A 12,421-nucleotide genomic window follows, 5' to 3' on the forward strand; every position below is an offset into this window, starting at 1 on the left:
CTAGTATTTGTTTCTAAATTATCCTAATGTTTTGCCGATTGCTTCAAGAACACGATCCGCTTGGAAAGGTTTAACGATGAAGTCTTTCGCTCCAGCTTGGATAGCATCAATAACCATCGCTTGCTGACCCATTGCTGAACACATAATGACTTTCGCATTTGGATTGATTTTTTTGATTTCTTTCAATGCAGTGATACCATCCATCTCTGGCATTGTGATATCCATTGTCACTAAATCTGGCTGTGTTTCTTTATATTTCTCGACAGCTTGTGCACCGTCTGCAGCCTCTCCAACTACCTCATATCCATTTTTAGATAAGATATCTTTAATCATCATTCTCATAAATGCTGCGTCATCTACAATTAGTATTTTCTGTGCCATAACTCTCTACCCCCATAAATATAAATTAGATTATTTTAAATTGTTTAAGCGGTCTGATTGACTTACAATGTCTGTTACACGAACACCAAAGTTTTCGTCAATAACTACAACCTCACCTTGCGCAATAAGCCTGTTATTGACAAGAATGTCAACTGGTTCACCTGCAAGCTTGTCCAGTTCAATAATAGACCCAGAGCTCAGCTCGAGGATTTCCTTAACAGAACGCTTTGTTCTGCCTAGCTCGACTGTAACCTTTAAAGGAATATCTAACAGCATGTTCAAATTCCTTGCTTCACTCTCATTTGGTGTGAAGGTTTCGAAATTAGAGAAAACTGCTGGCTGTACATTTGGCTGAGCTCCGCTGTAGCTTGACCCAAAGTGCTGCGGTGTGCTCTGCTGTCTTTGTGGCTGCGGCGGCGCATAGCTTGGTGCCGGTGCCGAATTCTGTTCTGCATAGCTAGGTTGAACTGGCGGCGCTAAAGCAGGCTCTGGCCGTGGTGCTTCTTGGGCCGGAACTGGCGGTTCAGCAGGCTCTGCAGACGGGTTCAATAGACTATCTACAAGGCTTTTTGCAAAATCAAGCTGCAATAGCTGCATAATATTCGAATCAATCAAGTCTCCGATTTTTAAACGGAAAGAGATTTTGACGAATATATCATGATCTGGAATCGTTTCTGCTCCTTCTCCATCTGACAAATTTAAGATGTCGATAGCAGGCGGCGAAATATCCACCTTTTTACTAAAAATTGTCGACATAGATGTAGCAGCTGAACCCATCATTTGGTTCATTGCTTCTTGAACTGCGCTTAATTGGATTTCATCAAGCATTTCCGGCGGATTAGTGCCGTCACCTCCAAGCATCAAATCTGCAATGACAGCAGCATCTGATTGCTTGATAACCAACAGGTTCATGCCAGAGAAACCTTCTGTATAATTCACACTGATTGCCACATATGGATGTGGGAATTCCTCTGCTAAGTCTTTCTTCAGGACAACCGTCACATTAGGCGTTGTGATGTCCACCTTTTGATTTAAAAGCGTAGAAAGTGCTGTTGCAGAGCTTCCAAATGAAATATTTCCAATTTCACCTAGTGCATCTTCTTGGATTGAATTTAAGTAATCCTCCACTGCTAATTCTTCCTGCGGTTCAGGATTATCCCCTCTTAATAGAGCATCAATTTCATCTTGTGAAAGCATATCTTTACTCACCATCTTCTTTCCCCCTTTCTAAAGTCCCTAATACTTGTACAGCAACCTTCTTATTCACTTTTCCAGGCTGTCCGAAAAATTTAGGTATGTCTCCAACTTTAATAATCAAGGGTTGATCTATCGTTTGATTCATCTCAATAACATCCCCTATATCAAGCATCAGGAAGTCTTGGATAGAAATATCCGATGTTCCAAGTTCAGCAACGACAGGAACAATCGATTTTTGAATGTTATTTTGCAACGCTTGAGCCACTTCAGGCACAGGTGCTTTCTTTTCTGTCTGCATCCAATAGTGTCCAGACAGCTTCGGTATTATTGGCTCTAACACAACATGCGGGATACAGATATTTATCATTCCGCTTGTATCACCGATTGTTGTATTTAGAGATATAACGACAACTGTTTCGTTTGGAGAAACCATTTGCAAAAACTGCGGGTTCACTTCAAACTCTGACAGCGTCGGTTCAATTTCCACAATATCCTCTAATGCTTCTCTTAAGTAATCGAAGGCCTGCTCGAATGTATTCGACATAATCTTCGACTCAATCTCCGTCAAGTTTTCTACTTTATTGACGCTTGTTCCTTTACCGCCCATCATGCGGTCCATCATTGCATAAGCAATATTCGGGTTCACTTCCATCAAGATTCTTCCATCAAGCGGTGTGACTTCAAACACATTCAGAATCGTCATTTTCGGTATAGACCGGATAAATTCTTCATAAGGAATCTGATCTGCTGAAGTAACCGAAATCTGCACTAATGTTCTGAGCTGAGCAGAAAAATATGTCGTCAAAAGTCTTGCGAAGTTTTCGTGGATTCTAGTCAAACTTCTGATTTGATCTTTAGAAAAACGGAGAGCTCTTCTAAAATCATAAGCCTTAACCTTTTTCTCTTGCTGTTCTTTCTTTAATTCGTCTGCGTCCATCTCACCTGATGACAACGCAGACAATAATGCATCAATTTCATTTTGGGATAAAATATCTCCTGACAAAAACCTTCACCTCAAATCTCATCATTCATCCCATTATTATTGGAGAAGAGAATTTGTTATATATACTTGCACTACTTTACCTTCTTGCATTAACTCATTAATCTTTTCTTTCAAATCATTTTCCAACTTAACTTGACCTTCTTTACCTTGCATATCTTTCGGTGTTTTTTCAGAAAGCTCTTGAATGATAATATTCTGAACTTGGAAAATTCGTTTTTCTAGTTCTTCTGCCGCTTTTTTACTATCTGTTTGCACTTTAAAGGATATGCGGATGAAGTTATCGGTTGCTAAATTGGTTGTTAATTCAGGAATATCAATAGAAGCTTCCACTACTTCATCAATCGTAGGTTCTTTCTCCTCTTTCTCTCCTGAAAATTTCCAAATATACACAAATGCTCCTGCTCCAACAAGAGCAATTGTCAGTATTAAAACTAACATAATAACAAGGACTTTATTGTTCTTCATCGTCTCTCTCTCCCAAGTTCGGTAATCCAAAAAGGTTAACAGATTGATAAAAAGCTCTCATTAACTTAACAACTTCTTCTTCTTTTTCTTTCACAACATACTTTCTCCCATTCGCCAATGTAATGGTTGTATCTGGGAAGGATTCTATTGTTTCTATAAATAATGCATTAAGCTTGAAAGTCTTTCCGTTTAATCGAGTAACATTTATCACTGTTATTTACAGGAGAGGGGGATTTCTACTTATCTGCCTCTCCTGCTCCTCCTTTTATTATCGTTTTAAGTTAACTAATTCTTGCAGGATTTCATCAGAAGTAGTGATGATTTTTGTATTAGATTGGAACCCTCTTTGGGCAACAATCATATCTGTAAATTCTTCAGATAAATCAACGTTGGACATTTCTAAATAACCGCTGTTAATTGTTCCAGCTCCATTTTCATTTGCAAAAGTCAATGTAGCTTCACCAGAGTTACCGGATACTTGGTAAGTGTTGCCACCAGCTTTATCCAAGCCTTCTGGGTTAGAGAACTTCGCAAGCTGAATTTGACCTGCATCTTGTGTTTCACCATTTTCATCCACATATGAGATGCTACCGTCTGTTCCGATACTGAAGGATTGTGCTGATTCAGGAATCGTGCCTGCTCCAGCTAATTTCAATCCGCTTGATGTTACAATGTTTCTGTCTGCATCAAAGTAGAAGTTACCGGATCTTGTATAGAAGTTAGAGCCTGCAGCATCTTGTACCACGAAATATCCATCACCGGAAATCGCTAAATCAAGCGTTCTCCCAGTTGTTTGCATACTTCCTTGTGTATGAATAGTGTCAATGGAAGCAACTTGAGAACCTAGACCAACTTGCTTAGAATTGATACCGCCTGCAGTTGCTGTTGGAGCTGTTGCACCTGCAGATGTTTGGCTGATAAGATCACTGAAAGTTGTTCTCCCTTTTTTAAAGCCATAAGTATTAACGTTAGAAATATTGTTTCCAATAACATCAAGCTTAGTTTGGAAGTTTTTCATACCGCTGATTCCTGAATATAGTGAACGTAACATTTAATTTTCCCCTTTCTAGTAAAAAGCTGCTTCTATCTATCCACAGCTAGGCCTCCATTACAGTCCAGCCTGACTCCCTAATGATTTTTTTTTTATTCATTCATAATTATTGTGCCATTTATATTTGTAAATATTTGCTCAGTTGCTTCTTTACGATTCATTGCCGTAATCACTGTATTATTTTTTGCGCTGACGATTAATGCTGCATCATTAAGCAAAACGAGTGATTCCTTGACTCCCATTTTTTTTGCTTGTTTCACTTTCTGTTCAATCTGCTTCCACTGTTCCTCATCTATCACGATTCCTCGCTGTTCGAGACGTTGTGATGCATGCTTGCTGATTGACAGTTTATCGAGTGAGAGCATTGATGTTTGTAAATGTGATGAAAAAGAAGCATTGCTGCTGTTTGATTTAATTGTCTTTATGCCACTATTGATTACGGCCTGTGATTTTAAAGAAGGATAAATAGGTCTATCCATCTAATCACTTCCTATTCAATTTTCGTAATTTGTCCTGCAGTTATCTGGCTTTGTTTGTCATCATCCAATATAAGCTGGATTTGGCCATTTTTTAATGATACTGACTTAACGACACTGCTAATTTCTTCGTTGTCTGCATTCATGTAGGAAACTGTTTTGCCGATTAGCTGGCTTGCTGTTACTAAATTATTGTCAGCAGATTCACTGTGTACAGTCGAAATGTTTCCAGGGTTGACAACAGTGCCATCCTCAAGCGTAAATTCAACATCTGTTCCTTTATAAGCAATAGATGCAACCTTGCCATTTCCAGATGTAATGGATTGTTCACCATTTTCACCTGTTTCCACTTTCGTCCATGAAACTTCCTTGCCGACAAACTGTCCGTAGGAAATCAAGTTCGATTGTGTTTGCAAGGAGATGAAATTACTCATTGTTGTGTTCATATTTGTCATTTGCTCTAAGCTTGAAAATGTAGCCATTTGAGCGATAAAATCTTTATCTTCCATCGGGTTTGTCGGGTCCTGGTTTTGCAATTGCGTAATAAGAATCTTTAAAAAGTCATCTTTGCCCAGACTTGTGCTACCCGTATTACTTGTTTGATTCTGATAGTTTGATAAATAAAGGGAAGAATCATCGATTTTAGTTGCCAATTAGTAAATCCCCTTTCCTTACAATCCTGCTTGCAGAAGTTCATCCATGAAGCTTGTTTCCTCTTGCTCCTTGTCTGTTGCTTTATTCCCTTCTTTGTCTGCAGGCTGCTGCTGTTTGTTTTCCTGCTGGCTTTGCTGATCCTTTGTTTCTTTGTCCTGTGCTTGTTGAACAAAGGAAACTTCAATCTTGTCAACATTAAGATTTTGTGAGCTCAGCCCATGCTTTAAGCTGTTCATATGAGCATCTAATGCTTCTTTTGCTTGTGCTGTGGTTGTCATTATCTTCGCAACTATATTCCCATCATTTTGCAGTATCTCAATTCTTAATGACCCAAGATTTTCAGGGGCTAGTCTTAATATCAGCTTTTGACTGTTGCCGACTTTCGTAAACGAACTGCTCTTTAAAATATTTTCAAGCTGCTCTTCGAGTTCGTTTCCAGTAACCGGGCTGCCTGAGCCTTGAATTAACGTTAATGCTCCTGGCTTTCCGAAAGAAGCTGTATTTTGAAGCTGTCCTGCAATTGCTGGCATCTTCCATTCTGTTTTGCTTGATGTGTCTGTTTCTTTTGGTTCAGCAGCTGACTCTTGTGTCACTGCCGCAGCTGTTGTTGCTTCTGCCTTCTTTAGTGTTCCAACAAGCAATGGGTTCAGCACCTTATTAGGCAATGCTGGAGCATTATCTTGCTTTTTAGCTAATGTTTCGACTTTTTGAATAATAGCATCTATCAAAGTTTTTACTGCAGTTTGCCCATCTTTTTCTGTACCTGCTTTGCTGCTTGGAGTCCCAGACATGTCATCAGTGGCCTCTTTCTGCAAAATAGCTGCAGCTTCTGCTGCTTGGGAAGCTGTTGGTGATTGACCACCTGCTGCTTGCATTAAGCTTGTGAACAGTTTAGCTAAGCTTTGAATCATATCTGCAGCCTGATTGTTCAAGGAAAGATCAGGATTTTGGCCAGCAACCTGCTGAATTGCCTTTAATTGGTTGATCATTTCTGGAAGGTCAGTATTTGTAAACATGCCGTTTGAAATGTTTGCAATGTCCAGCCCTTTCAACAAATCCATCAATTGGTTGATCACTAGATCGTAAGCTGTTTCTAAAGAATCGGATACATCCTTTCCTTCTTCTCCATTAGCAGCAAGAAGCTGCTGAATCGCAGTTAAGCTTTCTGCGAGTTGCTCTTGATCTACCGGTTCTTCTGTTAAAATATCTGTTAAGCCTTGTAAACTCGCGCTTTTCTCTTGCTCTGGCGCTGCTGTTTCTTGCGGAGCTTTCCCTTTTAACATCCCGCTGATCATTGATGTAAATTTATTTTTATCTGCCGCCTTAAAGGAAAGCTGACTTGATGTATTTCCTGTTGCATTTATCCCCACACTATTAAGCAGCATCTTGTCACCTCCTTTCAGAACATTTCTATAAATGGATTTAATACTGTTTTAAGTGCTGCTATTATCTGTGGCAGTTTCACCTGCAGAATCAGTTGCTGCTAACAGTTCTGTATATTTGCTCGCTACAGAAGGTTCCATTTTCTCTAATATCGACGCAAGTTTAGCAGGTTTAAGGGATGCCAATATTTTCAATCCCTCATTCTCAGACATTTCTGAGATAATGGCCGCCGAATTTTTTGCTGACATTGTTTCATATGTCTTTACAATATCATCGAAGGCTTTTTGTGTTTTTTCTTGTGTATTTTTGAGTTCATCGAGCTGATTCTGGAGCTTGATTTTGTCAACTTTCAAAGCCTTGCTTTCCTCTTCACTCACTTTTAGCTGTGATTCTAGTGTTTCTATATTTGTTTGCTGCTCTTTAAGCTGACTTTCTAAATCTGCGATATTCTGTTTATTGTCTTCAATAATCTGATCTGTTGATGCTTTCTCAGAACTTAGGAATGGAATCTGATTCATTAATTCTTTTCCTTTTGTGACAACATCCGCACCGGAATATACCATTAAGATTAATCCGACGACAACAGCAAACATTATTGGTATAACAACAACCAGCAGAAAACGCTGAAAAAAGTTAAATGATTTCTTTTTATCATCGATTAAGTTATCCATTAGCTACCTAACCTTCCTGGCTGCATATATTGCTGGATGGAGATGTCATCCATCTGCTTTGCCTCTAGTACCTTTTCTGTATGGATAAATTGTAGTAAATCTTTCTCTTTGATTTTGACGAACTTCTTCACTTCCAGGTTTTTATCAATCAACTTCTGCTGATAAAAATTCATGGAGTTCCGTGCGTTAACAACCATTTGCTGACTATGCTCAATCATCTTAGCTAAGTTGTTGATAAAATGCTGATGATGCCTGATTGACTGAACAGAAAGTCCGCTAACAAGCTCGTTCGATTGGTATTCTTCCAATTCTTCCTTGCGCTTCAAGAGCTCATACAGCTTCTCGGCCGCTTCCTCAAAGCGCTTGACAGCTTGGTTGTAGTCCGCGCTCGCCTCATCCTTTTCTCTTTCTTTAATTGTCATGATTTTTTCAAACTTAAACTTATAGCTCATCGGTTATCCCCTACTCCAGATAATGATATTAATGCCTGAACACTTTCTTCTAGGGAGATTTTTTCATCTGTCGATTGCTTGATGTACGATAAAATATCAGGATATAAGCGGATTGCTGTATCGATTTCCAAGGAGGAACCTTTTTTGTATGCCCCGATATTAATTAAATCTTCAGAGTTGATATAGGTGCTCAGTAAATCTCTTAATTTTTCTGCTGCACGCACATGAGCTTTAGGAACAATATGGTTCATGACCCTGCTCACACTTTTCAAAACGTTAACTGCCGGATATTGGCCCTTATTGGCCAGATCCCTGTCTAATACATAGTGACCGTCCAATATCCCCCGAACAGTGTCGGCTATTGGCTCATTCATGTCATCCCCATCAACTAGGACCGTGTAGAAGGCCGTGATGCTGCCATGCTCATTTGTACCTGTTCTTTCTAAAAGCTTCGGCAAGATGGCGAAAACAGATGGAGTATATCCTTTTGTTGTCGGCGGCTCACCGATTGCAAGCCCCACTTCCCTTTGTGCCATCGCAACCCTTGTTACAGAGTCCATCATCAACATTACATTCAAGCCTTTATCACGGAAGTACTCGGCAATTGCTGTTGCAGTATAAGCTCCTTTAATCCGCATTAATGCTGGCTGATCACTTGTTGCAACAACAACGATGGATCGCTTTAAACCTTCTGGACCTAAATCTCTTTCAATGAATTCCCTTACCTCTCTGCCCCGCTCTCCGATGAGGGCGATGACGTTAAGATCCGCTTTCGTGTTTCTGGCAATCATACCGAGCAATGTACTTTTTCCGACACCACTACCTGCGAAAATACCAAGGCGCTGTCCTGTCCCGACAGTAAGAAGACCATCAATCAGTCTAACTCCCACTTCCATTGATTCAGATATAGGCGGACGTTTTAACGGGTTTGGCGGATCTTGGTCAATCGGCACACTTTTTAAGCCTTTTGGAAGGGAAGATCCATCAAGCGGCATACCTAGTGCATCGACGACTGTACCAATCATGCCGGCACCAGCCTTGATTTCTAGAGGATCAGATGTTCCTTCTACAAGGCAGCCTGGCGAAATATCATTCACAGTCGTATATGGCATCAGGATAATCCCGTCTTCCTTAAAGCCTACAACCTCTGCTTTAATGACTCGTTTCTTCTTTGTTCCTATATATATATTGCATACATCACCGATGGAGCTTTCAGGACCTTGCGACTCTATCATAAGACCAACCACTTTTTTCACTCTGCCATAACGTTTATACGGATCGATGGTATCAATCGATGATAGAAGTTCTGCCGCTTTCATCCTCATTCACTCTCCAATAGGTCTAGTAGTTTCTGCTTAATCATTAACAGCTGTGTATCCACACTCGCTTCAATTCTTCCGTTAGCCGTCTCAATAATACAGCCATTTTCTGCTGCTGCTTCATCAGGAAAGATGAACAAGCTTGGCTTAATTGGGAACAGCGCTAATAATTCATCCTTCTCTGACAGAAGATATTGATAATGTAATGGATTAACATGAAGCTGAATTTCCTTTTGATCTCTTGTTTCTTTTAAAACCCTTTTGACTAGCTGTAAGAAATGTTCTTTATTTTCTGAAATGCTTGTCTGAACGATTTTTTCGGCAACCTTCATACCAAGCTCTAAAATTTCCGTTTCTGCACTATTAATATAATTCTCATAGTCCAGCTTGCTAGCTTCAATGATGCTTTTTGCTTGTTCAAGATACTCTGCATACTCTGTGTATCCAGCATTTTGACCCTCGTTGATACCTATTTGGTATCCCTCGCGATGTGCTTCTTCCATCAAAGTGTTTTTTTCTGTTTGCCAGTTATCCTTTTCTTGCTGCAGCAGCTCTCTTGCAGCTGCTGCTTCGCTTTTTGCCTCTTCAAGAATTGCTGCAGCCTCGCGCTTTGCTTGATCAACAATTCGTTTATATTCTTCATCTGATTGAATATCTGTAGTTTGAAAGCTATTCACGTATTTTATGGAGATGATTTTTTCATTTGCCTGTTCTGCATTTGCCAAACTTGATTTAATAAGCCTAGACAATAATATCATCTCCTCCGCCGCGTGCTACGACAATCTCACCAGAGTCTTCTAAACGTCTAATAATAGCAACAATTCTTGATTGAGCTTCTTCGACGTCTTTCAAGCGGACAGGTCCCATGAATTCCATTTCGTCTTTGAAGGACTCGACCATTCTTGCTGACATGTTGCTGAATACAATTTCTTTTACCTCGTCGCCAGAAACCTTTAGTGACAGCATGAGGTCTTCGTTTTCACACTCACGGATAATACGCTGAATTGCACGGTTATCCAATGTAACAATATCCTCGAATACAAACATTCTTTTCTTAATCTCTTCTGCCAGTTCAGGATCTTGTATTTCAAGCGCATCTAAAATTGTTCTTTCTGTTGAACGATCGACACCGTTAAGAACTTCAACAACTGCTTCAATGCCGCCTGTTTGTGTGTAATCCTGCGTAACAGTGCTAGATAATTTCCGCTCTAAGATTTGCTCTACTTCATTGATAATTTCCGGCGAAGTGCTGTCCATAACCGCAATCCTTTTTGCGATATCTGCCTGCATTTCTTGAGGCAGTTCAGACAATATTTGTCCAGCCTGAGTAGGATCTAAATAGGATAGAATCAATGAAATTGTCTGTGGATGCTCATTTTGGATAAAGTTCAGGATTTGACTCGGATCTGCTTTTCTTGCAAAATCGAATGGTCTGACTTGCAGTGAAGAAGTCAATCGATTCAAGATAACAGATGCCTGGTCTGATCCTAGCGCTTTTTCCAAGACCGTTTTTGCATAGCCAATACCGCCCTGGGCAATATAATCTTGCGCCAATGCTATGTTATGAAACTCTTCTAGTACCTCTTCCTTTGAAGTGTTCTCTACTTTCTTCACACCAGAAATCTCTAAGGAGAGTTTTTCTATCTCTTCTTCACTCAAATGCTTATAAACAGAAGCTGCTACATCTGGTCCTAAAGATATAAGCAGAACAGCAGCTTTTTGTTTTCCCGTAAGTTCCGTAGCTTCTTTTCTGGCCATCGTTGTCCTCCTAGCCTTATTCCTCTGTTATCCATGTGCGAAGGAGTTTCGCAAAGTCTTCCGGCTTTTCTTTCGCCATTTTCTCTAATTGCTTTCTGCGAAGCGTTCCTTCTGATTCCACTTCTTCGTTTACATCAGGTATTGAGACAGGAGAAATAATTTCTTCTTCCGGCTCTGCTGCTTTCTTCTTGCGTGCTCTAATAACTAAGAAGATTAATAGTCCAATTACTGCTAGCAATACTCCACCAACTGCATATACCCACCAAGGGATTCCAGCAGATACTGTTTCAGTCGTAGTTGCTTTGCCGTTAAATTGCTGAACAGATACAGCGATTTTATTTTGTAAATCTTCATCAGTAAGATCGCCAGCTGCCGTCTTATCAATAGATGTTCTTACAATCGTGCCTAGCATATTTGTGATGTCATCAATGCTTTCTTGCGGCAGTGATGTCGGATCATCTGCTGTTGGCGGCTCAACCATTACTTGAATACCAAGATCACGGATTTTATAAGGGCTTTCTGAGATTTGCTTTTTAATTCTATTAACCTCGTAATTTATCGTGTCATCGACTTTTTCATAGTCGCCATCACCAGAAGTTGTTGTTTCTGTGTTAGTAGTTGTTGTATCTGTCTCTTCTTCAGCAGCAGGTGTTCCTTGTGCCGCTGCATTTTCTCCCGTGTATGTTTCCGAGATTTTTTGTGCACTTACAGCAATACCTTGCATATTTTCTTCATCAACTGGTGTAACTAGGTTTTCTTCTCTGTTTTCTTGGGTAAAGTCTATATCAGCAGTTACTGAAACCATGACTTTATTTTGTCCCATTAATGTTCCAAGCATTTGCTGTACTTGTCTTTGAATATCCTTTTCAACTTGCTTCTTCACATTGTTTTGAGCAGTGAATGTATCACCTGCTGTATTAGTTGTAGAATTTAGGTCAAAATACTCAAAGTTTTGGTTTGTTATGACGATATTTTCTGTAGGAAGGTTTGGTACACTTTTAGAGACGAGTGTATATAATCCTTTTATTTGACTCTCTGAGAAGTTATAGCCTGCTTTTGTGTTCAGTACAATGGAGGCTGAAGCGTCTCCTGTTTCATCTGATACAAACACACCTTCACTTGGCAATGTAATGACTACATTCGCATCATTGATACCGTCAATCCCCTTGATCAAGTTCGCGATTTCTGTTTGCATTGCATCTAACTTCATGACATTAAACTCATTATCTGTCATTCCAAAGCTTGCATTTTCACTAAAGAACGAATAGTCAATATTTCCTGAGTTTGGAATCCCTTCAGCTGCCAACTCAACTTTCAGCGTGTCAACAACCTCTTCTGGAACACTTATCGTTTTTCCGCCATCAGAAATTTCCGACTTAATTCCTCTGCCATCAAGGTTTTCTTTAATCGCACCTGTTTCGGATGGAGACAGATTGCTGTATAAAGGAACTAAATTTACTCTTGTTAAAAAGAAAACCGCAATACATATCACAAGAAGAAGCAAAAGAACACTGCTTATTAACATTGTCTTTTGCTTTTTCGAACGGTTTGTCCAATATTCTTTTAAAGGATTAAAAAACTTATTCATATTCTCTTTCATTTCTACCCCCG

15 protein-coding genes are annotated in these 12,421 nt (G+C 39.7%); all 15 read right to left on the bottom strand.

Annotated elements, in window-relative coordinates; all coding sequences use genetic code 11:
* Positions 1-18: 18 nt before the first annotated feature.
* The 15 genes from cheY to fliF all read right to left on the bottom strand — a co-directional run bounded on the left by cheY (position 19) and on the right by fliF (position 12,410).
* Positions 19-381, bottom strand: coding sequence for a chemotaxis protein CheY (gene cheY / locus M3600_RS00390; protein WP_233314389.1), 363 nt, complete (start codon positions 379-381; stop codon positions 19-21).
* Between the two features lie 30 nt (positions 382-411).
* Positions 412-1,593, bottom strand: coding sequence for a flagellar motor switch phosphatase FliY (fliY, locus tag M3600_RS00395; protein ID WP_233314390.1), 1,182 nt, complete (start codon positions 1,591-1,593; stop codon positions 412-414).
* Entirely contained in the window at positions 1,583-2,581 is a 999-nt protein-coding gene (gene fliM, locus M3600_RS00400; RefSeq protein ID WP_251644586.1) for a flagellar motor switch protein FliM, read from the bottom strand. Before fliM ends, fliY begins: the two co-directional genes overlap by 11 nt.
* Before the next feature lie 36 nt (positions 2,582-2,617).
* Positions 2,618-3,046, bottom strand: a complete 429-nt coding sequence (fliL, locus tag M3600_RS00405) for a flagellar basal body-associated protein FliL (protein WP_233314392.1) — start codon at positions 3,044-3,046, stop codon at positions 2,618-2,620.
* Positions 3,033-3,257, bottom strand: a complete 225-nt coding sequence (locus tag M3600_RS00410; RefSeq protein ID WP_237941185.1) for a flagellar FlbD family protein — start codon at positions 3,255-3,257, stop codon at positions 3,033-3,035. The genes fliL and M3600_RS00410 overlap by 14 nt, the downstream gene beginning before the upstream one ends.
* A 57-nt stretch (positions 3,258-3,314) precedes the next feature.
* On the bottom strand, positions 3,315-4,097 hold the full coding sequence (gene flgG / locus M3600_RS00415) for a flagellar basal body rod protein FlgG (RefSeq protein WP_237941184.1): 783 nt from the start codon (positions 4,095-4,097) through the stop codon (positions 3,315-3,317).
* 92 nt (positions 4,098-4,189) lie between these two features.
* Positions 4,190-4,576, bottom strand: coding sequence for a TIGR02530 family flagellar biosynthesis protein (locus M3600_RS00420; RefSeq protein ID WP_233314395.1), 387 nt, complete (start codon positions 4,574-4,576; stop codon positions 4,190-4,192).
* 11 nt (positions 4,577-4,587) lie between these two features.
* On the bottom strand, positions 4,588-5,226 hold the full coding sequence (gene flgD / locus M3600_RS00425; RefSeq protein ID WP_233314396.1) for a flagellar hook assembly protein FlgD: 639 nt from the start codon (positions 5,224-5,226) through the stop codon (positions 4,588-4,590).
* An 18-nt stretch (positions 5,227-5,244) separates the two neighbouring features.
* Positions 5,245-6,612, bottom strand: a complete 1,368-nt coding sequence (locus M3600_RS00430; protein WP_237941183.1) for a flagellar hook-length control protein FliK — start codon at positions 6,610-6,612, stop codon at positions 5,245-5,247.
* 48 nt (positions 6,613-6,660) lie between these two features.
* Positions 6,661-7,281: a MotE family protein gene (locus tag M3600_RS00435; RefSeq protein WP_233314398.1), complete on the bottom strand. Its 621-nt coding sequence runs from the start codon at positions 7,279-7,281 to the stop codon at positions 6,661-6,663.
* Positions 7,281-7,733: a flagellar export protein FliJ gene (fliJ, locus tag M3600_RS00440; RefSeq protein ID WP_233314399.1), complete on the bottom strand. Its 453-nt coding sequence runs from the start codon at positions 7,731-7,733 to the stop codon at positions 7,281-7,283. Before fliJ ends, M3600_RS00435 begins: the two co-directional genes overlap by 1 nt.
* The gene (fliI, locus tag M3600_RS00445) at positions 7,730-9,052 is read right to left on the bottom strand and encodes a flagellar protein export ATPase FliI (protein WP_233314784.1); all 1,323 of its coding nucleotides are present in this window, start codon (positions 9,050-9,052) and stop codon (positions 7,730-7,732) included. The genes fliJ and fliI overlap by 4 nt, the downstream gene beginning before the upstream one ends.
* A gap of 2 nt (positions 9,053-9,054) precedes the next feature.
* Positions 9,055-9,801, bottom strand: coding sequence for a flagellar assembly protein FliH (gene fliH / locus M3600_RS00450; RefSeq protein WP_251644587.1), 747 nt, complete (start codon positions 9,799-9,801; stop codon positions 9,055-9,057).
* Positions 9,794-10,810 (bottom strand): flagellar motor switch protein FliG, encoded by a 1,017-nt coding sequence (fliG, locus tag M3600_RS00455; protein WP_233314401.1) that lies wholly within the window; start codon positions 10,808-10,810, stop codon positions 9,794-9,796. The genes fliH and fliG overlap by 8 nt, the downstream gene beginning before the upstream one ends.
* A 16-nt stretch (positions 10,811-10,826) precedes the next feature.
* Positions 10,827-12,410: a flagellar basal-body MS-ring/collar protein FliF gene (gene fliF, locus M3600_RS00460; RefSeq protein ID WP_233314402.1), complete on the bottom strand. Its 1,584-nt coding sequence runs from the start codon at positions 12,408-12,410 to the stop codon at positions 10,827-10,829.
* Positions 12,411-12,421 lie beyond the last annotated feature (11 nt).

Source organism: Niallia sp. MER 6, from assembly GCF_023714395.1.
Lineage (GTDB): Bacteria > Bacillota > Bacilli > Bacillales > Cytobacillaceae > Niallia.

Excerpts from the sequence above, each read along its gene's own strand:
- M3600_RS00435 (WP_233314398.1), bottom strand. The coding sequence starts at position 7,281 with ATGGATAACTTAATCGATGATAAAAAGAAATCATTTAACTTTTTTCAG.
- fliF (WP_233314402.1), bottom strand. The coding sequence starts at position 12,410 with ATGAAAGAGAATATGAATAAGTTTTTTAATCCTTTAAAAGAATATTGG.
- cheY (WP_233314389.1), bottom strand. The coding sequence starts at position 381 with ATGGCACAGAAAATACTAATTGTAGATGACGCAGCATTTATGAGAATG.
- M3600_RS00420 (WP_233314395.1), bottom strand. The coding sequence starts at position 4,576 with ATGGATAGACCTATTTATCCTTCTTTAAAATCACAGGCCGTAATCAAT.
- fliI (WP_233314784.1), bottom strand. The coding sequence starts at position 9,052 with ATGAAAGCGGCAGAACTTCTATCATCGATTGATACCATCGATCCGTAT.
- fliY (WP_233314390.1), bottom strand. The coding sequence starts at position 1,593 with ATGGTGAGTAAAGATATGCTTTCACAAGATGAAATTGATGCTCTATTA.
- fliG (WP_233314401.1), bottom strand. The coding sequence starts at position 10,810 with ATGGCCAGAAAAGAAGCTACGGAACTTACGGGAAAACAAAAAGCTGCT.
- fliJ (WP_233314399.1), bottom strand. The coding sequence starts at position 7,733 with ATGAGCTATAAGTTTAAGTTTGAAAAAATCATGACAATTAAAGAAAGA.
- M3600_RS00430 (WP_237941183.1), bottom strand. The coding sequence starts at position 6,612 with ATGCTGCTTAATAGTGTGGGGATAAATGCAACAGGAAATACATCAAGT.
- flgG (WP_237941184.1), bottom strand. The coding sequence starts at position 4,097 with ATGTTACGTTCACTATATTCAGGAATCAGCGGTATGAAAAACTTCCAA.
- fliL (WP_233314392.1), bottom strand. The coding sequence starts at position 3,046 with ATGAAGAACAATAAAGTCCTTGTTATTATGTTAGTTTTAATACTGACA.